Here is a 22,980-nt window from a genome sequence, read left to right as displayed (position 1 = left end):
ATGACCTTTGTGAAGGTTGGCTGCTTGCAAAAGAGACTTAACGGGAAAAGTCAGATGTATTAACAAGGCGACCGTCGCCTTCACAATACAAGTCGATGTATTAACAAGGCGGCCGCCGCATTCACAATACAAGTCGATGTATTAACAAGGCGGCCGCCGCATTCACAATACAAGTCGATGTATTAACAAGGCGGCCGCCGCCTGCCTCAACCAAAAAATTCCTTAACCGAACGGTATTGAGCGCGGTGTAGTCCGCCACGTGCTTGTGTAACTTGCATAAGTCCTGATTAAGCAAATTGCTGCAATCCATTAAGAGGTAGATCGAGAATCACTCCTGAATTTGGAGAATAACCGATATCTAGAGAAACACTTGCTTTTACCGTCTGAGAACCACCAATTATAGGAGTTGTAGAAACCCTATCTGCTGTTAAATTAGACACCAAGGGAGAGGGTCTAGGATTCTCATCTGAGTTGATATCAATGTCAATAATCTCTCCGGGGGTTAACTGCAAGGTACTAAAAACACTCTGAGCTTGAGCTTTAGCATCTTTGACAGCTTCGCTCAGAACTTGCAAGCGTGCCTGCTGCAATGCTTCGTCTGAGGCAGTGAAGCTGATATTCTGTATGACATTTGCGCCTGCTTGAATAGCTTTGTCAATTGCTGCTCCAGATTGATTTGTTGGTAACTCAAACTCAAGTGTGTTGAGACCTTCAAAACCTGTTAGGGTTTGAGTACTATTTTCATAACTATAAACAGGATTTAGTTGAATAGATGTAGTTTGAAGTTCTTGCGCGCCAAGCTTTTGCAGTGCATCAACTACCGCACTTGAACGTTGAGCAACAAGTTGTTGAACTTCGGTTGCAGTTTTTCCCTGTATTTTAATCCCCAATTCTACATCAGTTAAAGTGGTAGCAACATTGACCTCTCCTTGACCAGTAACTTCCAATATCTGAGGAGTTTTTGGAGTGGTGCTACCAATCAAAGAATCGGCGATCGCAATACCCAAATTTCTCACACTGATGAGATTATCAGTAGCCGAAGCAAGAGTCCCTGCTGAATTTGGAGAATAACCGATATCCAGAGAAACACTAGCTTTTACCGTTTGAGGACTACCAATTATAGGAGTTGTACTAGCTGTTGCAAAAGTCCTATCTGCTGTTAAATTAGACACCAAGGGAGATGGTCTAGGATTATCATCTGAGTTGATATCAATGTCAATAATCTGTCCGGGGGTTAACTGCAAGGTACTAAAAACAGCCTGAGCCTGAGCTTTAGCATCTTTAACAGCTTCGCTCAGAACTTGCAGGCGTGCCTGCTGCAATGCTTCGTCTGAGGCAGTGAAGCTGATATTCTGTATGACATTTGCGCCTGCTTGAATAGCTTTGTCAATTGCTGCTCCAGATTGATTTGTTGGTAACTCAAACTCAAGTGTGTTGAGACCTTCAAAACCTGTTAGGGTTTGAGTACTATTTTCATAACTATAAACAGGATTTAGTTGAATAGATGTAGTTTGAAGTTCTTGCGCGCCAAGCTTTTGCAGTGCATCAACTACCGCACTTGAACGTTGAGCAACAAGTTGTTGAACTTCGGTTGCAGTTTTTCCCTGTATTTTAATCCCCAATTCTACATCAGTTAAAGTGGTAGCAACATTGACCTCTCCTTGACCAGTAACTTCCAATATCTGAGGAGTTTTTGCAGCAGTGCTACCAATGAAGGAATCGGCGATCGCAATACCCAAATTTCTCACACCTATGAGATTATCTGTGTTAGCCATCTTATTCTCCTTGCTTAAATGATGTTTGATACCTGTTGATGTTTTAATCTTAAAGGATGTCTAAAAAGTAAACCGCGTTTATCACCAATACATACTGGATAAAAAACGCTCTCGCATTCGCCAGCCAAAATGCGATCGTTTGACAACTCTAGGGTTGTCACAAAACCCCATTCCACCAAGAAAGAGCAATCCTGTACTGCTGCGCTGCTGATTTAGGTATTGGATTGACATCGGTCTACTGGTAATCAAACAGCAGATGGTAGACCATCAATGCCAAAATACTAAATCTAAATGATGGGAAAATAAAAATGAGCAATACCCACCCAAACTTGCTGGGCTATTTACCCAAGACAGATAAACAGCAAATTTTATCAGTCAAAATTTATGACTTCCAACGTTACCTCTCTAACTCGAAAGCGACCCACTCAAGCAACAGGAGCCAAAATTTTCCACTGGTGTAACATCATTAGTCTATTTATCATGCTCACCAGTGGACTACAAATTTACAACGCTAACCCTGTTTTTGGTGGACGCGCAGGTTTGCACATTCCTTGGATATTTACTTTAGGAGGTTGGCTGGCAGGAGGTAGACACTGGCATTTTGCAGCAATGTGGCTATTCTCGCTGAATCTGTTGTGGTATGGAATTTACATTTTAATTACCCGACGTTGGCGACATCGCTTTGTCGGTGCTAATGACTTGAAAGCATTACAAAAAACTCAAAATTCTCAACGCCTAATTTATGCTTGGCATCGGATTGCTTATACAGCAATTATTCCTATTTTGCTGCTGGCATTATTTACAGGGATAGGAATGTATAAACCTGCTCAATTTCCCTGGATTGTGGATTGCTTTGGCGATTGGCAAGCATTGCGAATTGTTCACTTTGCCTCAGTGCCGATGGTTATCTTATTTGTAGTAATTCACTATCAATTAGGGAAAAAAGCTGGAGGGACTCAACTAACAGAATCAATGTTTTCGTAAACAAACTTGGTCATGGAGATAAATAAACGAGAGGATAAATGACCAAAGACTAATGACCAATGGCCAATAACTATTTAAAAAAAATGAACTTTTTTGATAAATTGAATAGAAATATCTTACAAAATCAAAGCTTACTATTTGTAGGACTCGATCCAAATCCAGAGATGATGCCTGGGCGTTATGAATCTGAAGAACTCATCACTGGTTTGGAAAAGTGGTTACAATTTATTATTGCAGAAACTTCTGATTTCGTTTGTGCTTATAAACCGACACTTGGCTTTTACGAAGCTTTAGGTATTCCTGGTTTAGAACTACTGTACAAAACTTTAGCAGCGATTCCAGCCCATATTCCAGTGATTTTAGATGCCAAACACAGTGACTTAAATACTAGTAGCATCTTTGCCCAGACTGTGTTTACACAATGGCAAGTGGACGCAATCACTCTCAGTCCTTATACAGGACAAGATCACATAGCACCTTTTTTAGTCTATCCTGATAAAGCAGTATTTATTTTATGCTGTACTTCTAATCCAGGTGCAGAAGCTCTACAGCAATATCCGACAAACGAATCACCCCTTTATTTACAGGTAGTAAAAGAATCCAAAACCTGGGGTACTCCAGAACAATTGGGTTTGGAAGTGGGAACTACAAATCCTGAAGTTTTAGCACTTATTCGAGCAGTTGCACCTGAACGAATCATTATGGCGCGTAGCATCTGGGCGGAGGGACAAAACCTGAAACAAATTTTAGAAGCTGGCTTGAATAGTAATGGTGATGGTTTACTGATTCCTATTCCTCAAGATATGTTGGTAAATATCGAATTATCAAAAGAACTCCAGTCACTACGTGCAGAAATTAATCAAATCAAAACTGAAATTATTTCCGAAAATTCTACTTGTTCTGTGTGGTTTCCTGATGTTTGTTTTCTAAATCAGCACCCCCACCAAGATTTGATTTTACAACTTTATGATATTGACTGCATTATGTTTGGCAGCTTTGTCCAAGCATCAGGAGCGATATTTCCTTATTACATCGACTTACGCAAAATTATTTCCAATCCCCAAGTTTTTAATCAAGTTCTCACAGCTTATGAGGATATTTTGAAGAATCTAAATTTTGATAGATTAGCAGGTATTCCCTATGGTTCATTACCGACTGCGACTGGTTTAGCTTTGCGCCTTCATTGTCCGATGATTTTCCCGCGTAAAGAGGTGAAAGCACACGGAACTCGGAGAGTAATTGAGGGTAACTTTCATGCTGGTGAAACAGTTGTAGTGGTTGACGATATTCTCATTAGTGGCAAAAGTGTTATGGAAGGGGCAGGAAAGTTGGAATCAGCTGGATTAAAGGTTAATGATATTGTGGTATTTATCGACCACGAACAAGGAGTGAAAGATAGGTTACAGCAAAATGGTTATCGTAGCTATGCGGTTTTAACTATTTCGGAAATTACTAATACTCTGTATCAAGCAGGGCGAATAAATGAGGAGCAATTTTTAGCTTTTGCTGAAAGTTAATCATTGGAATAATGGGAAGTGGAGCGTCGGGAAAGGTTTTTCTTGTCTACTTCCTCTTGAGCAAATTTAATTACTCGGTTAAATCTCGTAAATAGAATAATTTTCACTTTGAAATTAATTATGAATTTTCCCCTGAACCAATTACTTAGATGGTTAATTTTTACGCTGTTATTTCCTCTAGTATTCCTCAATGGTTGGCTAGCATTTTTGCTGATTAAAAACTTTCAACCTGTTGTCACAATTCTTGTATTGGCTACCTTGCTTGCATTTATTTTAAACTATCCTGTTTCGATTCTCCAACAACGGAGAGTTAAACGCAGCTATGCAGTAGCATTGGTTTTTATATTAGCATTGGTAATTGTTGTAGCTTTGGGTATCACTTTAGTACCCATTGTTTTAGAGCAATTCAATGAAATGGTTAAAGTCTTTCCCCAATGGATTGATTCTAGCGAAGAAAAACTTCAGATTCTCAATAATTGGTTTTTTAAACATAAATTAAATGTAAATTTAAGTCAGCTATTAGCACAAGTAACTGACCAATTACCTAATGAAATAGAGTTTATTTCAGATAAACTTTTAAGTATTATCATAGATACAATTGATAGTGTTTCTGAGGCGTTAATCACAGTAGTGCTAACTTTTTACTTGTTGTTAGATGGGCCAAGAATTTGGGAGGCGATATTTAAGAAATTACCTGGAAATATTGCCCAGCAGATAAGCCAGTCTATTCAGCAAAACTTCCAAAATTACTTAATTGGTCAGGTAAGTTTGGCTTTGTTGATGGGTGTTTCTATAACATTATTATTTTTAGCTTTTCAAGTCCAGTTTGGTTTACTCTTTGGTTTGGGAGTTGGACTTTTGAGCTTAATTCCCTTTGGTGATGTCGTCAGTCTGGTTTTAATAACTTTAATAATAGCGTCACATGACTTTTGGCTAGCAGCTAAGGTTTTTGCGGTAGCTGTTGTCATCGATCAGTTAATCGATCAGGCGATCGCACCCCGTCTTTTAGGCAAATTTACTGGCATTAGACCAATATGGGTATTAATTGCTTTGCTTGTAGGAACCAATGTTGGCGGAGTCTTGGGTTTACTAGTTGCGGTACCTGTAGCTGGTTTTATCAAAGATGTAGCAGATGGTTTTTCTAAATCTGCTAATTCTGATAACCTGGGTGAGGGTGAAGCAGGATCGGAATTGTTGATAGAAAAATCAATATCGCAATGAGTTTTGGATAAAAATTGCCATCTTTACTGTTAACGGTAAGTAGCAACGGTGTCATTTAGGTCGTAATTCACTCAAGTCAACCTTATTCCCAAACCTCGTAAATTGGCTAAGGAATTAATATGGACAAATTGCCCCTAAAACAGTTAGTCAAAAGCATTTATCAGGAACTACTGCCTAGATTACAGATTGAAAGTGTCAATCCCCATAATCCAATTAAGGTCAGTTATCTTCCGCAACCTTGGCGCCTGCTTGGCAAAGGAAACTACGCCGCAGTATTTTATCACCCCGATTCCCCTGACTGTGTAGTTAAGATTTATGCCCCAGGACGGCCAGGTTTTGAAGAGGAAGTAGAAGTTTACCACCGTCTAGGTTATCATCCAGCCTTTTCTGAGTGTTTCTACGCCAAGGATGGGTTTTTAGTCTTGAAACGGCTTTATGGAACAACCCTTTATGATTGTATGCACTTTGGTTTACTAATTCCCAAGCAGGTAATAAAGGACATCGATGAAGCTCTTGACTATGCGCGAAGTCGTGGACTCTACCCTCATGATGTCCACGGGCGTAATGTCATGATGTACCAAGGCAGAGGATTAGTCGTAGATATATCAGATTTCCTGCATCAAGAAGCTTGCTCAAAGTGGAATGACCTCAAAAAGGCTTACTACTGGTTATATCTGCCCGTGTGTTACCCACTGCGACTGCGCGTACCATACTTTGCCTTAGATATCGTCCGCAAATTTTATCGTCTGGGAATTTCTGTTAAAACTTTTTGTTACCAACTATCTCTAAGATTAACTAATATTAAGTATTTAAATAAGTATTTAAAACGTTAATAGCTTTGTAAGAATTCAGCACCCAGGAGCGGAGCCAGAATTTATCAGGAATCTAGAATAATTGGTATATTTATTCATAGAATGTTCTCCTGATTGTTTAACTATTCTGAATTCAGTCCTTCTGAATTCTTACATAGCTTTTATCAATATAAGCACTCAAAAATATTAGTTGGTTTACCAATACTGCTGGGGTTTTGGATTTTTAATTCGGAGTTGGGTTTTGGGAAAAGGTTAAAGGTTTTTTCTTTCCCTTTCCCCCGCCCCATCCTGCCTGCATTGGAGACGATAGACTTTTTATAAGAGTAATTTTGACAAAAACTCGAATTTCCCAACATTTCAAAGCAGGTATGGGGCAATGGTGCGGTTAAAACTGTGGCAGTGGGTAGTCTTAGCAATTCCGATCGCGTTTATCATCATTTTCTTACTGGTGTCTGCCGGTTCACAAATTCACGCGTGGGGCATTAATTGGATTTGGGGTATATTCACCGTTTTATTTGTTGGTTGGCGTTGGCTGCTAGTCAAATGGACTCAACCAGCTGTTAACCAAGTGGAAGCTGTATTAACTCAAGTTCGTGAAGAACTGGAATCGACAGCAGAGGATAAAGTAGAGCTACCAGTGGGAAGTGACACCACAAAGCTTGCAGAAGCCGCCCTTCAAGAGATTCTCCAAGCAGCACAAAGCGATCGCCCGATTTGGGAAGACTGGCAAGCTTTTTGGACGCGATGTCAGGATTTAGTTGTGGCGATCGCTCATATCTACAATCCTGAAGTTCAATATCCCCTGTTGAATATTTACGTCCCCCAAGCTTACGGGCTGATTCGGGGAACGGTGGATGATATGGATAAGTGGATGCAAAAGTTATCCCCTGTCCTCAATCAGGTGACGGTTGGACAAGCATACCAAGGATATGAAGTCTACCGAAAGTTGGAACCATCGGCTCGGAAATTCTGGAAAGCTTGGAACTGGGCACAGTGGATCTTAAATCCGGTGGCGGCGGTGGCAAAACAAGCCAGTCAGGGTTCTAGTAACCAAGCAACTCAGCAATTATTGGGGAATTTGAGCCAGTTATTCCGGGAAGCTGCCTTGAGAAACTTATGCCGACAAGCGATCGCACTTTACGGACGTAGCACCTTACCAGTTCCAGCAACCGTAGCTTCTCCAGCAACTTTACCCAAGCCAAAAACTCAAACACTCCGAGAAATCCTGACTCAAGCTCAACCAGCCGAGGCGGTTGAGCAAAAACCCGTAAATATTCTGCTGGTGGGGCGCACGGGATCGGGAAAAAGTAGCCTGATTAATACGCTATTTCAGGCGGATCTCGCAGCAGTTGACGTTTTACCCAGTACCGATCGCATTCAGAGTTATCAATGGCAGACTGAAAGTGGGGAAACCCTGACGCTTTTGGACACACCTGGTTACGAACAAGTCAACCGTGCCGAACTCCGAAATTTGGTGCTTGATTATGCCATTAATTCAGATTTGCTGCTGTTAGCTACTCCTGCCCTCGATCCTGCCCTACAAATGGATGTGGACTTTTTGCAAGACATCAAAGCAGAAGTTGCAGATTTACCTGCGATCGCGATCGTCACCCAGGTAGATCGGCTACGTCCCATCCGCGAATGGCAACCGCCTTATGATTGGGAATGGGGCGATCGCCCCAAAGAAATTGCCATTAGAGAAGCCACTGAATATCGTGCCAAACAGCTAGGAAACTTCTGTAATCTCGTTCTACCCGTAGTTACAGGCGACAGCAAAACAAATCGAGTTGCCTGGGGAGTAGAAGCGCTATCGTTAGGATTAGTGGATGCGATCGCACCTACCAAGCAACTCCGTCTCGCCCGCTTTTTGCGTAACCTAGAAACTCGCATCGTCGCCGCCGCCAAAATCATCGACCACTACACCTTCCAAATGACGACAACACAAGGATTAACGGCATTGCTCAAAAGTCCCGTCCTTCAGTTTGTTTCTACCCTCTCAACCGGATCTCCAGCTTTAGCGTATATGCTGGCAAAGGAAATTCCTGTGGAACAGTTGCCGATTGTCATTGGTAAACTGCAAATGGGATATGAGCTTTTCTCGCTCTTTAACCCTAACTCGGTCAACTTTGAATTGCTAGCCCTTTGGCCGCTACTGCTGGAAAACACCGCTGCACCCGATCGCAATGCTTGGGCATTTGGTCACGCCTTAGTGGAGTACTGGACTCAAAATCTGACGGTTGAACAACTCCGGGAGCGATTTGAGTATTATTTAGCGATCGCCAAATAATTTGTCTGCGATGGCGATGTCTACGAAGGATTGTGACGCATCTTCGATTTTGTTGCAAATACTACGTCTAAATAACGAGTTTAAGCTGTTACGTAACCACCGTCAATAAACACCAAAAGTTGCATTAAGAAATAAAAGTAACTTACGAATATTTACTTAGCAATTTTGAAGAATTTCATACTATATAAGGAAAAGTAAAAATGCGGTAACAGATTGTACTCCCAATATAGAGGTTAAGATTACGATTAAAAGTAGATGTCTGCTGAACCTACCCGTTTTACCTAAGTTTTGATACTGGTATCTTTTTGTTCGGAGTTCTTTATGAAAAATATATTACAAACCTCCATCTCTCAAGAACAGAATTCAGACCAAAGCTATAGCATTTCCTCTTACAACAGGCTGCTTTCGGTCGTGAAGGATTTGGCTTGTGTGCGGACTATTGAAGAAATTATTGAGATTGTGCGTTTGGCTGCTCGCGATCTCACAAATGCTGATGGAGTAACTTTTGTATTGCGGGATGGTGAATGTTGCCACTATGTCGATGAAAACGCCATTGGCCCGCTTTGGAAAGGTATGCGTTTTCCCCTCAAGTCTTGCATCTCTGGTTGGGCAATGCTCAATAAAAAAGCAGCCGTAATTGAGGACATTTACCAGGATGCACGAATTCCGATTGAGGCGTACAAGGTAACTTTTGTCAAAAGTTTAGTGATGGTTCCGATTCGGGTTTCCGATCCCCTGGGTGCGATCGGAGCTTACTGGAGTACACACCACCTAGCCACACCTGAAGAGATCGGAATGCTTGAGATTTTGACTGATACTACAGCAGTTGCGATCGCAAACGTGCAACTTTTCCTGAAACTGACGAACCAAAATGCCTTAAAAGACAAATTTATTGCCATGCTAGCTCACGAACTGAGGAATCCCGTTGCCCCCATCTCCAACGGCGTTCAGCTTCTCAAGTTGAAGCTAGGAAAGACTGGTGCAGTCGGAGAAACAGTTTTAATGATGCAAAACCAGATTAAGCACCTCTCGAAATTGATCGACGAGTTACTTGACGTGTCGTCCATCACTTATGGGAAGATTTCATTAAACCTTGAGAAGGTTAATCTGGTAGAATTGGTTCGCCAAAGTCTCAATGACCATGCACAAGCAATCAAGAGATGGAACCTTAATGTTGTAGAAGACCTGCCAAAAGCGCCCGTGTGGGCTTATGTTGACTCCACTCGCTTCTTCCAAATCTTTGGGAACCTTCTTGATAACGCCTTAAAGTTTTCCCAGCCAGATGGAACGATCTGGGTGGATCTCTCATGTATTCCAGGTGAGAATGGCTCAGGTAGTGTAGCAGTCTTATCTGTAAGAGACTTAGGCATCGGGATAGAACCGACAATATTACCAGAACTTTTCGAGCCGTTTACCCAAGCCGATCGCAGTTTAGATCGTTCGCGGGGCGGGCTAGGTTTGGGACTTTCAGTAGTCAAAAGTCTTGTAGAACTTCATGGTGGTAATGTTGAAGCCTCAAGTAGAGGGATAAATTTGGGAGCAGAATTCAAAGTCACTCTCCCTATGTGCGAAGAGATTACAGCCTCGGACAACGAACTAGAGATTACAGAGGCGGCGAAAAAGTCGTTGAAGATTTTAGTCATCGAAGATAACGAGGATTCAGCCTTATCCTTACAAGCAGTACTTGAGTATTTTGGGCATGAAGTTTCCATTGCCAAGGATGGAATTTTAGGGGTAGAAACTGCAAAGAAGCTTGAGCCTCATGTAATTATTTGTGATATTGGACTTCCCAAAATGGATGGATTCGCCGTTGCACAGGAACTGAGTAAAGACTCCAAATTTACTCGCTCAATTCTGATTGCACTTACCGGCTATGGTAGCCAAGAGGATCGGCAGCTTGCGCTGAAGTCTGGTTTCAAATGCCACTTAACCAAGCCTGTAGACTTTGACATACTGAAAGCAGAAATCGATCGATACTTTGATGAAGTATTATCAAGTTGACATTATCTTAACCGTCGATCTCCCCTCATAAGGTTTATTACATACGTACTTAATACAAATCCGTTGCCTTGTTTTGGAACATACGCGATCGCATAGATTGACCTCTCCCCCAACCCCTCTCCGAAACGGAGAGGGCAGCCAGATTTCTCCCCCTTCCCTTGTAGGGAAGGGGGCTGGGGGGTTAGGTCTCTTGAGAACAAGCTGTGGAAATACGCATCAAGACTTTATCAAGTTCGTGCCTGACTTCTTCATTTTTAATTCGCAACAAACGCAGTCCCCTAGCTGACAAAACTTTGTCTCGTTCTGCATCATATTCGGCTTGTTGTTCATGAATTTTGCCATCTACTTCTATCACTAATGCAGTTGCGTGAGAGTAGAAATCTGCAATAAAACCATTGATAATCTGTTGACGACGAAAGTGTAAACCATTCAGGCGATTAGCACGAAGATGTTGCCAAAGGATTTTTTCTTCTGGTGTCATTTGCTGACGAAGTTCTTTGGCACGTTGCACTTTAACTAAGTCTGCTTTGTATCCGATTACAATATTGCGAGTTCCTTCTTTTTTAACTGAAGAGGGTTCTTCGGGTGTTGAATTATTCATTTATAAAGTATGAAAATAGGTGTTTATTTTTAGATTATAGTTGACCTCTCCCCCAGCCCCTCTCCGAAGCGGAGAGGGGAGCCGGATTTCTCCCCCTTCCCTTGTAGGGAAGGGGGTTGGGGGGTTAGGTCTGTGTGCGAAGTGCAAGGGTGCGATCGCGCTGATAAAATGGTCAATTAGGTGAAAACATTGTTATCTTTGTACTTCTAAAGCTTGACTGCAAATGACATCTATAAAATCAATAAATTGTTGTCACACAGCATTTGTTGCTTTACTGGTATTAGGGTATATATACAGTAGTGATAACAAGTTTTACAGTGCTTCAAGGAAAAATTCTGTAGATGTCTTTGCGGTGAGCAACTCGTTGGCAAATTAATGTTTTTGTTGCTCGATCAAGAGTAATGCCAATACGATAATCACCAACTCGAATCTTATATTTATCACTATAGCCTTTCAGCTTTTCAAGATATCCTAATTCAAAGGAATTCTCTGATTCAAGTTCTTGAAAGACAATAGGTTCTATGCGGCTTTGAATCTCAACTGGTAAAGCAGCAAGTTCTTTCAAGAACCTTTTGGTATATTCAACTTGCCACATTTTCTTCTTTTAGTGATTGATAATATTGTAGTGCTTCATCTTTTGATAGTGGTTTTTCTTCCTCTACTTCCTCAATGAGTTTTGCTAACCCATAATCTTCAAGAATTTCTTCAATTTTTTCAAATTCAGCGATAGGAATTTGTACGGCAATAGGTTGTTGATTGTCATCAATAACATAGCTTTTGTGAAGTTCAAGCATTTTAATAACTCCTATATTATGGATAATTTGCCGGATATCATATTAAAAGCTCAACGGCTTGTATAATGGCTTTTTATCAATGATTGCAGCACTAATTTTATCCTTGAGAAATTTTTTGAAATCAGATTCTTGCTCTAAAAGTAAGACAATTTCTTCTAGTTGGCATAGAATTACAACAGCTTTGCTAAGTGCCTCTTTACAGGTAATAATAGCAGCGTCAGTATACTCGGAATTTGAGATAAAAATACCACGCGCATTACCTCTACCAAAAACTCGTACTAGGTGAGGTGAAACTTCACCAGGCCCTAAAGGTGTTTTCCACCACTTCATTTCAACAAGGTACAATTCACCGTCAATTTCGGCTACACCATCAATCTGTTCAATAATGCCTTCAGCTTCAGTTCCTGTTAATGTAAATGCCTCTCTAAGCAGGATTCCACTAGCTTGGAATAAACGATTAAGAACACCTTCTAATGCTTTCCCTCGCTTGTAAGGATCTGATTCGCGGAATAAAGCAAATAAGTCTGCTTTGATGGTAGCTAACTCTTTCTGTTTTTGTTTAATTACATCTAGTTTAGCTTGATATTCTACTAAACGCTTTTTCTTTTCCTCGTCTCGTTCTTGCTGTATTTTTGTAAAAGAATCTTTAACGTTAACAACTCGCCTGACTTCTGATACGAGACCTCTCGCTTTCCATTGATCTTGTTCCCAACACGTAGAGAAAGTCTCAAACTCAACAACTCGTTTTACGATTTCTCGTCTTTCTCGTAAAGCTGCATCTGCTTTTTCATTCAATCGAGTCAATACAGTTCGGACTATTTCATATTTGGAGATACTATCACGCTTGGTGTTGACAACTATAGTAAGATCGTCAATTAAACTAGAGTCAACACCAGCACCTATAAAAAATAGTAATACATCTTTCTTTGAGGGACATAATAATGGGATTGTCTCAATAAGAAGCTTCAAAAATTCTGGTGGATAGTGAAATGTATAGAAATCATTTGTCATTAGCACAACTTCAACTCAATATTACTTAACCTTTAATATAAGGCTAATTCTCCTATCTTTTCTTGTCTGGAGTTATTGAACAATCCAGAAAAACTTTTTGAAAATTAACTTTAATACTTAAAATAGTTATGTAAACTATAACACAATTTTTGAGGTTAACAAGTAAAAAAATGAACTAATACCAATTTTGTATAAAGATGCGCCAAATTATATAAGGAACGAACCGCAAAGGGCGCAGAGGACACAAAGGAAGAAAGAAAATTTGGCGCAGCCTCACAAATAAATGGTATAAAGAAGTCGGCGATAAAAATTTAATTATTTTTTAAAGTTTCTTCTAATGTAAAAGGAGATTCTTTAGGAAAGAAATTTAATTTAATCCCTGTTTCATCAGATGCTTTGAGACAAGCTTTTTGATAACAATCTTCAAATACTTCTGCAAGTAGAGGTTGCAAACTCGGACTATCTTCTAATAATGTTTCAATGCAGATACGTTGTTCAGAAATGGTACTGCGCCAACTTTCACTACGCTTTTCTGGTTGATATTGCCATTTCAATAAGTGCATCAATAGTACAATTAATCTATTTTTTAACTCGCGTTTTTCGCTCCTACCCATGCTTTCAATTTCTTCAATTAGATTAGGTATATCTATTTCATTAAAATTATTTTCTTTTAACTGCTGGGCAATTGTTTGTGTCCATAAGTAAAAATCTTGCTCGTAAAGATTTTGTTCATTTATAAAAGATGGACTAGTCATTCACATTCCTCTTGGAAACGCTAAAAATTAGGTGGGCATAAATAACACCCACCTAATTAAACTATACTAAACTAACAACGCCTGCTCCTCTTTAGAAATCACGCGCCCTTCATCCTCAAAACCGACGATTTGATCGAAGTTCAAATACCGATACAAATTATCGGCAAAAGGCTCAATTCTACTCGCCACAATATCCAAGTATTCCTGCAGTGTCGGTAGCCGTCCCAGCAGCGCACAAACTGCGGCTAATTCTGCTGAACCAAGATATACTCGCGCATCTTTACCCATGCGATTATTGAAGTTGCGGGTAGAGGTAGAAAATACTGTTGTGCCATCAGCAACTCGCGCCTGATTGCCCATGCATAAACTGCATCCTGGCATTTCTGTTCTAGCACCCGCAGCCCCAAAAACGCTGTATACACCTTCTTCTTTTAATTGGTGTTCATCCATGCGGGTTGGTGGTGCTATCCACAAGCGAGTTTTTACTTCACCTGCGCCTTCCAAAACTTTCGCTGTTGCCCGATAATGACCGATATTCGTCATACAAGAACCGACGAATACTTCTTGCACTGGATCGTTAGCAACTTCTGATAATAACTTAACATTATCGGGATCATTGGGAGCAGCAACAATTGGTTCTTTGATTTCGTTCAAATCAATTTCAATTATTTCGGCATACTCCGCATCAGCATCGCCTTCTAATAACACGGGATTTGCTAACCATTCTTCCATTTTTGCCACACGGCGCAGCATGGTACGCGCATCTTGATAGCCCCGTGCTATCATATTTTTCAGCAACGCTACGTTAGAACGCAGATATTCAGAAATTGTCTCTACACTCAGTTTAATTGTGCATCCGGCACAAGAACGTTCGGCACTAGCATCGGTGAGTTCAAAGGCTTGTTCAACTTTTAAATCTGGCAAACCTTCAATTTCTAAAATTCGCCCGGAAAAGACGTTTTTCTTATTCTGTTTCTCTACTGTCAGCAAACCTTTTTGAATTGCTACGTAAGGAATGGCATTCACGACATCGCGCAGGGTGACACCTGGTTGCAATTCACCTTTGAATCTTACCAAAACTGACTCTGGCATATCTAAAGGCATGACACCCAAGGCGGCTGCAAACGCCACCAATCCAGAACCGGCGGGGAAGGAAATACCCAAGGGGAAGCGGGTGTGAGAGTCGCCGCCAGTTCCCACGGTGTCGGGTAACAGCATTCGGTTTAACCAAGAGTGGATGATACCATCACCGGGACGCAGGGCGACTCCGCCACGAGAAGCAAAGAAATCGGGGAGTTCGTGATGGGTTTGGATGTCTACTGGTTTGGGATAAGCTGCTGTGTGGCAGAAACTTTGTATCACTAAGTCTGCACTGAAACCAAGACAGGCGAGTTCTTTTAATTCGTCGCGGGTCATGGGGCCTGTGGTATCTTGAGAACCAACGGTAGTAATGATGGGTTCGCAGGATGTGCCGGGACGCACACCAGGTAATCCGCAAGCTTTACCTACCATTTTCTGTGCTAGGCTGTAGCCTTTGCCTGTATCAAAAGCTTGCTGGGGACGGGTGAAAACTGTGCTGTGTTCTAAACCAAGTGCAAGACGAGTTTTATCGGTGAGGGTACGTCCAATAAGTAGGGGGATACGTCCACCTGCGCGGACTTCATCGAGGATAGTGTCAGGTTTGAGGGCAAAGGTGGAAATGACTTCGCCTGTTTCGTTGGTGATTTCGCCTTTGTAGGGATGGATGGTAATTACCATGCCGGTTTCGAGTTTGGTGACATCGCACTGAATAGGCAAAGCACCGGCATCTTCTGCTGTGTTAAAGAAAATTGGCGCGATCGCACCACCTAAAACATAACCCCCAGCGCGTTTGTTTGGCACAAAAGGTATATCATTTCCCATGTGCCACAATACTGAGTTGATGGCAGATTTACGCGAGGAACCTGTACCAACTACATCTCCCACGTAAGCTACAGGATGCCCTTTTTTCTTCAATTCGGCAATGGTTGCTAAGCTTCCCGGTTGCCGTGACTCTAGCATCACTAAGGCGTGTAAGGGAATATCTGGGCGAGTTGTGGCGCTTTGGGCGGGGGATAAGTCGTCGGTGTTGGTTTCGCCAGGAACTTTAAAAACGGTGACAGTAATCGCTTCTGGAACTGTGGGGCGACTGGTAAACCATTCAGCTTCCGCCCAAGAATCAATCACCCGTTTGGCGAAAGGATTGGTTTTAGACAACTCTAAAACATCGTGGAAGGCATCATACACCAAGAGGATTTTGCTTAAAGCGTTGGCGGCGTAGGCGGCGATGGGTTCCTTCCCTTGTCCACCCATTACCAGAGGCGTTTCGGAAGAGTCGGAGAGGGATACGGTGGGCCATTGCAGCAAATCGATTAAAGATTGCACATTGTAACCACCTACCATCGTCCCCAGCAATTGCACTGCTTCTATGCGCGAAACCAAGGGACTAGTGATTTCCTTTTTAGCGATCGCAGTGAGAAATCCAGCTTTGACATAAGCTGCTGGATCGACACCAGGAGAAACGCGATCGCTCAATAAATGTAATAATACCTCCTCTTGACCCTTGGGCGGATTTTTCAGTAATTCACATAATTCTGAGGTTTGCTTCGCATCCAATGGTAAAGGGGGAATACCGAGTGCTGCTCTTTCGGCAACGTGTTTACGATATTGTTCTAGCATTTTTATGTTCTCCATTGGGATGTTCTCCCTTCAATTATGAAATATTTTTAGGCAAGACTTGGCTATAAGAGTTTAGCTTATTTTTATGATGAAAGCCTTACTGGTAATTGGTTATTAGCAACTTTTTTATACTGAAATTTTGGAAAATATAAGGCAATAAAATTCGCTACTACACAAACTTTCGTCCATCTCCGTGGACTAAGAGTAAATCAAGAATTTTTAACCCACAGAGGTGGGTTTCGTTTGTATAGCCGCGACTTCTAGTCGCCAGGTGTAGCAATAATAAATTAGATTGATTGTTGGTTTAACCAAGTTTCTAAATCAGCAACACTAGAAAAATCTAGTAATGCTTCTCCTAAATTCTCTAATTGTTCAATGGATAAACCTTTAATTTGCCCGATTAATGATGCCTCAATTTCACCAATACAGCGATCTAATAGACGCAGTATTAAGTCTTGCCTTCCTTCTTGTCTTCCCTCTTCTTTGGCTTGTTCTCTGTCTCTTTGGTAAAGTGGTTCTAGTCGCATAATTAACTCTTTATCAATCAAAATGAATTAGATTGATTGTTGGTTTAACCAAGTTTCTAAATCAGCAACACTAGAAAAATCTAGCAATGCCTCTCCTAAATTTTCTAATTGTTCAATGGATAAGCCTTTAATTTGCACGATTAATGATGCATCAATTTCACCAATACGGCGATTTAGTAGACGCAGTATTAAGTCTTGCCTTCCCTCTTGCCTTCCTTCTTGCCTTCCCTCTTCTTTGGCTTGTTCTCTGTCTCTTTGATAAAGTGGTTCTAGCCGCATAATTAACTCCCTATCATCTGCTTCTAATTCTTGGTTTACTCTCAAGTTTTCGCGCAAGTTGTAAACTAATTCGAGAGTTGCTTTCTGGTATGGATGATCTAATGGTAACGCTTGCAACTCGATAATCGCTTGTGATTGCACACTTCCCCTACCTAAAAGCCTCAACCATAATGTCTCTGGTGTTTGGGGTAGTTGGTGTATTGCTACAATTGCTGTTCGCAAGGCATCTGGCAGAAAATGTACTCCTGATAACCAACCTGTTTTTTGTATAGTTCCAAAGCTAGACAATCTAGTTTCAGATATGGTAGGTGTAAGAACCCACAATTTGGGAATTTCGGAGTCCTGAAGTTTGATTTTATTAGTTTTAGCTTCTCGTCGCAGCAGAGCCTTTATTTCTAATAATTTGAGAATACAGTCGCAGATTTCATCGGTAGAAGCTGGATTGCGGTATGGTTCTATAATTGCAGGATTTTCAGCAAATCTTCCAAGCATTCCCAGTATTTGTATATTAGAGCTTTGCTGTTTGGCAGGAGTGAATAAAACATCTATTTCTTTAATCTCTCCTGAGACTTTTTCTGATGCTTTGACTTCTCCGTAATCTTTTAATAATTCTTCTAGATAATCTTTGGCAAATTTATCATGTATAAACCTGGTCATTCAATTTTAAGATTTCGGAAGTTTTGGGTTAATATAAAGTGTTATTATATAGCAGTTCTGAATCATTCGTGATGAAATAAATTCCCGACTTCTCAAAGAAGTCGGGAATCTGGCCACCTTGTATTTTTACAGATACCATTCTAAAAAAGTTAAAAGCAGATTCTACAAGCCTTTTGACTTTTGACTTTTGCGTAGCGATACTAGGTGGTTATTGCATTTTCATCTGATGTTTTATCTGTGTTAGATTTCAAGCGTGTCAATCGGCTTTTACGGATACGTTCGCTGTCTCTAACGCCACCTGCAAGTTCATATTCGTTGCTGTTTTTGCCGTACTTGCAACCAACCCACGTCAGCATTTTGTCTGAAACCTGACTTAAGGTTTTTTCCATGTCATCCAGCTTATTTCTAGAAGAGTCAATCATAGCTATAGCAGCGTTATAATCATCAAGCATATTGTGAAAATTGTCTATTAACTGAGTCAGGTTTTGCAAGTTGTAAGTATTATCAAAATTGATCTGTGGATCGATAGCTTTCAGTCCGGCAACTCTAAATTCAGCTTTTTCTAAAATCCGGGAACTACGTTTTTTTCTAGCCATAAATTTACACTTTTAAAAGCTTTACAAAGCTATTTTGTCTCAATTAACCTGGATTTTGGTTCAGCAAAAAGCGCATTTTTTTAGTAAAAGTTTTTCTTTATGTCCGTGATTTCTCGGAATTTAATCATCAAAGGGTGATTTTCAGCAAAATAATATTATGTTTGAGCAACATGACAATAGGGCACAGCATTGCTGTAACCCTACAAATGGTCTGTCTTCTATGTCAACTGCGATCGCTGTAACCTTAAGCCTTAATGCTGTAACCTTAAGCCTTAATGTTGTAACCTTAAGCCTTAATGTTGTAACCTTAAGCCTTAATGCTGTAACCTTAAGCCTTAATGCTGTAACCTTAAGCCTTAATGCTGTAACCTTAAGCCTTAATGCTGTAACATTGTGCAGAGTGTGTATTGTTGATTTACAGCGATCGCAATTCCCCCCACTGAATCACGAGAAGCACCCACATCCGGCCCGGCAGCTTTGAGAACTTCGCGGGTAGTGCCAAATAAACTATAAAGAGAGTTCATCGCTTCTCGTACCAAACCCTGGTCAACTTCCAAAGGTTTTACAGCAATGCGCGTCACCAATTCCACATAAAGCGACCAAGCCGCCTTCTTTTGTGTGGTGTCAACTTTCCAAGACATCGAACCAATGCCAAAAGGCAGACTTACAGATACAGTCTCTAATCAAACGCGATGCCTAGGGCGGGCTACGCCTACGCGCATATTTATAATAAGCAAATTTAACTAATTTATTTGGGTATTGTGTAGTCAATAATGTTACTAATCTATAACTTATTCAGAATTAGTTGCTATAATTATCAATCTTTTACCTAAACTTTTATAGTAACATCTGGATATTTTTAACTAATTCAGATAAACTAATAAATTTGTCCGTAGCATGACCTTCTTTTGTATATGCCCAAAACTTACACCGTAGAAATTGATCACCAAGGCAAAATTCATACCTTGCAAGTTCCTGAAAATGAGACGATCTTATCAGTTGCCGATGCTGCTGGTTTGGAACTGCCGAGTTCTTGCAATGCAGGTGTCTGCACAACTTGCGCCGGTCAAATAAGCGAAGGAACTGTGGATCAAACTGATGGTATGGGCGTTAGTCCAGATTTGCAAAAGCAAGGTTACGTATTGCTTTGTGTTGCCAAACCCCTTTCTGATTTGAAAATTCAGACGGAAAAGGAAGACATAGTTTATCAATTACAATTTGGCAAAGGCAAATAATCAGCGAACAGTTATCAGTATATCGGATGATTATTCATAACTGAATAACTGTTTGCGGAGATTACCAAACCTGATAAATTACGCAAGTATTTAATTGCAGATAAAATCAGCTATTCTAGAAACTAGAAATTAACAGGAATTACCAAAATGACGACTCATTTTATTACCGCAGAAATTGATTTACAAGAAACTCCCGCAGAGTTACTAGAAGTAATTGAAACAGAGTTAAAGAGACAAGGCGAACCTCTGCGTTGGGCAGTTACTTCTGTGGACGTTGACGAACAAAAAGCTACAGTTGAAGCCGTTGTTACGACAGTTGAGAGTTAGGAGTTAGGAGTTGGGAGTTGAGACGCGATTAACCCAAGTCTTTCCAAGAGTTAGGAGTTCGGAGTTAGGATTTGATGGCTTTTGATTTATAAACTCATTACTCATCACTCATCACTCATCACTCAATATGTACACCGCTATCTTAATTGTACCAACTGGCGTTGGGGCTGCCATTGGGGGTTATGCAGGAGATGCTTTGCCTGTTGCCAGAGTTATAGCACAGGTTTGCGATCGCCTAATTACTCACCCCAATGTCCTCAATGGCGCAAGTTTGTATTGGAATCTCCCCAATGCTTTTTATGTTGAAGGTTACGGACTTGACAAATTCGCCTCTGGATGCTGGGGGTTGCGTCCAGTCCGCAGCAACAAAGTAGGTTTGCTTTTAGACCAAGGCATTGAGCCAGAGTTACGACTACGACATATACAAGCCGCCGATGCAGTCAGAGCAACTCTGGGATTAACCTTAACAGATTATGTAATTACGGATGCGCCATTAAATGTAGAATTACGGACTACAGCATCGGGGGCTAGTTGGGGAACAATTGGCAACCCAGATAGCTTGTTACGAGCAGCCGAGATATTAATAAAAAAAGCGGGGGCAGAAGCGATCGCAGTTGTCGCCCGTTTCCCGGATGATATGGACTCAGAAGCAGTACAGAAATATCGTCAAGGTGAAGGGGTAGATTCTTTAGCGGGTGCAGAAGCCGTAATTAGCCATTTGCTAGTGCGAACCTTTCAAATTCCTTGTGCCCATTCACCCGCCCTTTTAAGCGAACCTCCGCAACCAGATTTATCTCCCCGTTCCGCCGCCGAAGAATTGGGTTATACCTTTTTGCCTTGCGTGCTTGTAGGATTAAGTCGTGCCCCACAATTTATAATAGAGAGAGCGATCGCATCACAGCAAGGAGATATTTGGGCAGATGAAGTGGATGCTGCGATCGCACCTGCAACTGCCTGTGGTAGCAGTGCCTTACTGAGCTTAAGCCAAAAACGATGCCAAATAATTACAGTAGAAGAAAATAAAACTCTAATAAAAGTTCCTCCCCAACCGTTGGGGATCAAATCTATACAGGTAAACTCATATTTAGAAGCAGTAGGTGTATTAGTAGCACATAAAGCAGGCATCAATCCCTCCGCTCTCCGTCCCAAATTATTACCTTTGCAGTCAGTAATTAAAAGTTAGGAGTTAGGAGTTTGGAGTTAGGAGTTTGGAGTTTGGAGTTATGCCCAATGCCCAATGCCCAATGCCCAATTCCCAATTCCCAATACCCAATGCCCAATGCCCAATGCCCCCTCTCCCTTTAAAAACCTGTGATTGAACAACAAAAGCAAGAGCCAGAAATTCCATACCTAACGCGCATCCAAGTACTTGGGGCGATGGGAGCGACTGCAATCATTTTGTTGATAGTCGCTAAACTTTCGTTATACTTTGGCAACTTTTCGCTATTTTCTTGGGACTTGAATCCAAGAGAAGCGCTATTAGGTGTAGGGTTGGGGTTTGTACTCACCGCGTTAAGTGGCTTAACTTACCGTCTATGGACTGCCTATCGTAAGAGTGCAGATTATTACCTAGAAATCGTACTGAAGCCTTTAGCTTTACCAGATTTAATTTGGCTGGGGTTGCTACCCGGATTGAGTGAAGAATTGTTATTTAGAGGTGTGATACTACCAGCGTTAGGCTCCGATCTGACAGCTGTAATTGTATCCAGTCTTTGCTTTGGCATCTTGCATTTTAGCGGTTCCCAACAATGGCCTTATGTAATTTGGGCAACAATTGTCGGGATGATATTGGCATATAGCGCTCTGCTCACGGGCAACTTGTTAGTGCCGATTGTTGCTCATATTATTACCAATTTGATTTCTAGCTATTTCTGGAAAATGCGGCGATTTTCGGCAATTAAAAAATAAATATTTGTTGATCCGCAGAATGTTATCACAATTCATGCTTGGTTTTTGGGCATTGGTTACATTGGATAACATCATAAGTTGACAACTGGTCTAATTTATTGTTGTAGCTGGGCAAAAGTTCCACTTTTTTTACTTTCTAGTTAGAGCAAACTTTGCGCTGCAACGCTTCGATACGTCCATGAGGGCGCAGTGCTGCACCGGACTATTAACCAGGAGACTACAACAATGATGAAAGCTGAAGATATCATGACCAAAGACGTAGTTACCATTCGCGGTTCGGCAACTGTTGCTGAAGCGGTGGGGCTGATGAAGGATAAAGGATTGCGGGCGCTGGTTGTGGATCGTCGCTATGACAATGATGCTTATGGTATTGTCACAGAAACAGATATTGTTTATAAAATAACAGCCTACGGGAAAGATCCAAAGCAAGTGCGGGTTTATGAAATTATGAGCAAGCCCTGCATCGTGGTCAATCCTGATTTGGGTGTGGAATATGTAGCGCGGTTATTCGCTAATACTGGTATTCATCGCGCACCTGTGATTCAAGGCAAGCTGTTGGGGATCATCTCGATTACCGACATTTTGACTAAAAGCGACTTTGTGGAAGCACCAAAAGCGCTACTGCTGGAGGAGAGAATTCAAAAAGCAATTGAGCAAGCTCGTGCTATTTGCACCGAACAAAGTGCTTATTCTAAAGCCTGTGCAGCTGCCTGGGATGAGGTAGAAGAACTTCAGGCAGAAGCAGCTCATCAAAAAGCTGAGGGTATGATATCAGCGAAAGTTTCTTTTGAAGAATACTGCAAGGAAAACCCCAATGCACCAGAATGTCGAAATTATCATCCGTAATTGAAGTGTGGGGATGAAGGAGAATAATAGACATCTGGTGAAAAAGGAATATAGAAATGTAGCACTGCTATGTTTCTACAAGGGTTATGGATAACGCATATTTAATTTCACCAGATGTTTAATAATTGTTTGTCTACTTCCGCATCCTCC

The 22,980-nt window shown here is 41.2% G+C and carries 22 protein-coding genes and 1 pseudogene; 11 read left to right on the top strand and 12 right to left on the bottom strand.

Going from position 1 to position 22,980, the window contains the following annotated elements:
• Positions 1 to 287: 287 nt before the first annotated feature.
• Positions 288 to 1,775, bottom strand: a complete 1,488-nt coding sequence (locus RMX89_RS25905; protein ID WP_322690970.1) for an SIMPL domain-containing protein — start codon at positions 1,773 to 1,775, stop codon at positions 288 to 290.
• Between the two features lie 81 nt (positions 1,776 to 1,856).
• A complete protein-coding gene (locus RMX89_RS25900; protein WP_322690969.1) occupies positions 1,857 to 2,006 on the bottom strand; it encodes a hypothetical protein in 150 nt (49 codons plus the stop codon).
• A 153-nt stretch (positions 2,007 to 2,159) separates the two neighbouring features.
• On the opposite strand from RMX89_RS25900, the gene RMX89_RS25895 reads away from it, so the two are divergent.
• The 6 genes from RMX89_RS25895 (at position 2,160) to RMX89_RS25870 (ending at position 10,597) form a co-directional block, all read left to right on the top strand.
• Positions 2,160 to 2,759: a cytochrome b/b6 domain-containing protein gene (locus RMX89_RS25895; RefSeq protein ID WP_322690968.1), complete on the top strand. Its 600-nt coding sequence runs from the start codon at positions 2,160 to 2,162 to the stop codon at positions 2,757 to 2,759.
• A gap of 83 nt (positions 2,760 to 2,842) precedes the next feature.
• Entirely contained in the window at positions 2,843 to 4,276 is a 1,434-nt protein-coding gene (locus tag RMX89_RS25890) for a bifunctional orotidine-5'-phosphate decarboxylase/orotate phosphoribosyltransferase (protein ID WP_322690973.1), read from the top strand.
• A gap of 120 nt (positions 4,277 to 4,396) precedes the next feature.
• Positions 4,397 to 5,497 carry an AI-2E family transporter gene (locus RMX89_RS25885; protein WP_322670889.1) on the top strand — a complete coding sequence of 367 codons (1,101 nt, stop codon included), beginning with the start codon at positions 4,397 to 4,399 and terminating at the stop codon, positions 5,495 to 5,497.
• 119 nt (positions 5,498 to 5,616) lie between these two features.
• Positions 5,617 to 6,330, top strand: coding sequence for a serine/threonine protein kinase (locus tag RMX89_RS25880; RefSeq protein WP_322690967.1), 714 nt, complete (start codon positions 5,617 to 5,619; stop codon positions 6,328 to 6,330).
• Positions 6,331 to 6,685: 355 nt separating this feature from the next.
• On the top strand, positions 6,686 to 8,596 hold the full coding sequence (locus RMX89_RS25875) for a GTPase family protein (protein WP_322690966.1): 1,911 nt from the start codon (positions 6,686 to 6,688) through the stop codon (positions 8,594 to 8,596).
• A 321-nt stretch (positions 8,597 to 8,917) separates the two neighbouring features.
• Positions 8,918 to 10,597 (top strand): ATP-binding protein, encoded by a 1,680-nt coding sequence (locus RMX89_RS25870; RefSeq protein ID WP_322690965.1) that lies wholly within the window; start codon positions 8,918 to 8,920, stop codon positions 10,595 to 10,597.
• 181 nt (positions 10,598 to 10,778) lie between these two features.
• Here RMX89_RS25870 and RMX89_RS25865 read toward each other — a convergent pair whose 3' ends face one another.
• From RMX89_RS25865 to RMX89_RS25820, 10 genes and pseudogenes are all read right to left on the bottom strand, one after another.
• Positions 10,779 to 11,198 (bottom strand): endonuclease domain-containing protein, encoded by a 420-nt coding sequence (locus tag RMX89_RS25865; RefSeq protein ID WP_322690964.1) that lies wholly within the window; start codon positions 11,196 to 11,198, stop codon positions 10,779 to 10,781.
• 322 nt (positions 11,199 to 11,520) lie between these two features.
• Positions 11,521 to 11,793: a type II toxin-antitoxin system RelE/ParE family toxin gene (locus RMX89_RS25860; RefSeq protein ID WP_322690963.1), complete on the bottom strand. Its 273-nt coding sequence runs from the start codon at positions 11,791 to 11,793 to the stop codon at positions 11,521 to 11,523.
• Positions 11,780 to 11,992, bottom strand: coding sequence for a hypothetical protein (locus RMX89_RS25855; protein ID WP_322690962.1), 213 nt, complete (start codon positions 11,990 to 11,992; stop codon positions 11,780 to 11,782). Before RMX89_RS25855 ends, RMX89_RS25860 begins: the two co-directional genes overlap by 14 nt.
• Positions 11,993 to 12,034: 42 nt before the next feature.
• Positions 12,035 to 13,003 (bottom strand): restriction endonuclease, encoded by a 969-nt coding sequence (locus RMX89_RS25850; protein WP_322690961.1) that lies wholly within the window; start codon positions 13,001 to 13,003, stop codon positions 12,035 to 12,037.
• Between the two features lie 311 nt (positions 13,004 to 13,314).
• Positions 13,315 to 13,758: a DUF29 domain-containing protein gene (locus RMX89_RS25845; protein ID WP_322690960.1), complete on the bottom strand. Its 444-nt coding sequence runs from the start codon at positions 13,756 to 13,758 to the stop codon at positions 13,315 to 13,317.
• A gap of 66 nt (positions 13,759 to 13,824) precedes the next feature.
• Positions 13,825 to 16,455 carry a bifunctional aconitate hydratase 2/2-methylisocitrate dehydratase gene (gene acnB, locus RMX89_RS25840; protein ID WP_322690972.1) on the bottom strand — a complete coding sequence of 877 codons (2,631 nt, stop codon included), beginning with the start codon at positions 16,453 to 16,455 and terminating at the stop codon, positions 13,825 to 13,827.
• A gap of 287 nt (positions 16,456 to 16,742) precedes the next feature.
• Entirely contained in the window at positions 16,743 to 16,982 is a 240-nt protein-coding gene (locus RMX89_RS25835; protein ID WP_322690959.1) for a DUF4351 domain-containing protein, read from the bottom strand.
• Between the two features lie 27 nt (positions 16,983 to 17,009).
• Complete coding sequence (locus RMX89_RS25830; protein ID WP_322690958.1) at positions 17,010 to 17,918, bottom strand: DUF4351 domain-containing protein; 909 nt, start codon at positions 17,916 to 17,918, stop codon at positions 17,010 to 17,012.
• A gap of 200 nt (positions 17,919 to 18,118) precedes the next feature.
• The gene (locus RMX89_RS25825) at positions 18,119 to 18,514 is read right to left on the bottom strand and encodes a hypothetical protein (protein ID WP_322670899.1); all 396 of its coding nucleotides are present in this window, start codon (positions 18,512 to 18,514) and stop codon (positions 18,119 to 18,121) included.
• Between the two features lie 416 nt (positions 18,515 to 18,930).
• A pseudogene (locus RMX89_RS25820) lies at positions 18,931 to 19,155 on the bottom strand (hypothetical protein); the annotation flags it as partial.
• Between the two features lie 273 nt (positions 19,156 to 19,428).
• Here RMX89_RS25820 and RMX89_RS25815 point away from each other — a divergent pair.
• From RMX89_RS25815 to RMX89_RS25795, 5 genes are all read left to right on the top strand, one after another.
• Positions 19,429 to 19,749, top strand: a complete 321-nt coding sequence (locus tag RMX89_RS25815) for a 2Fe-2S iron-sulfur cluster-binding protein (RefSeq protein WP_322670901.1) — start codon at positions 19,429 to 19,431, stop codon at positions 19,747 to 19,749.
• Between the two features lie 147 nt (positions 19,750 to 19,896).
• Positions 19,897 to 20,076: a hypothetical protein gene (locus tag RMX89_RS25810; protein ID WP_322690957.1), complete on the top strand. Its 180-nt coding sequence runs from the start codon at positions 19,897 to 19,899 to the stop codon at positions 20,074 to 20,076.
• Positions 20,077 to 20,203: 127 nt separating this feature from the next.
• A complete protein-coding gene (locus RMX89_RS25805; protein WP_322682975.1) occupies positions 20,204 to 21,259 on the top strand; it encodes a DUF3326 domain-containing protein in 1,056 nt (351 codons plus the stop codon).
• A 128-nt stretch (positions 21,260 to 21,387) separates the two neighbouring features.
• Entirely contained in the window at positions 21,388 to 21,984 is a 597-nt protein-coding gene (locus tag RMX89_RS25800) for a CPBP family intramembrane glutamic endopeptidase (protein WP_322690956.1), read from the top strand.
• A gap of 225 nt (positions 21,985 to 22,209) precedes the next feature.
• Positions 22,210 to 22,830 carry a CP12 domain-containing protein gene (locus RMX89_RS25795; protein ID WP_322670905.1) on the top strand — a complete coding sequence of 207 codons (621 nt, stop codon included), beginning with the start codon at positions 22,210 to 22,212 and terminating at the stop codon, positions 22,828 to 22,830.
• The last annotated feature ends 150 nt before the right edge of the window (positions 22,831 to 22,980 follow it).

The sequence above is a fragment of the Nostoc sp. DedSLP04 genome (genome assembly GCF_034530775.1).
Taxonomy (GTDB): domain Bacteria; phylum Cyanobacteriota; class Cyanobacteriia; order Cyanobacteriales; family Nostocaceae; genus Nostoc.
This window is presented reverse-complemented; position numbering and strand designations above follow the sequence as displayed.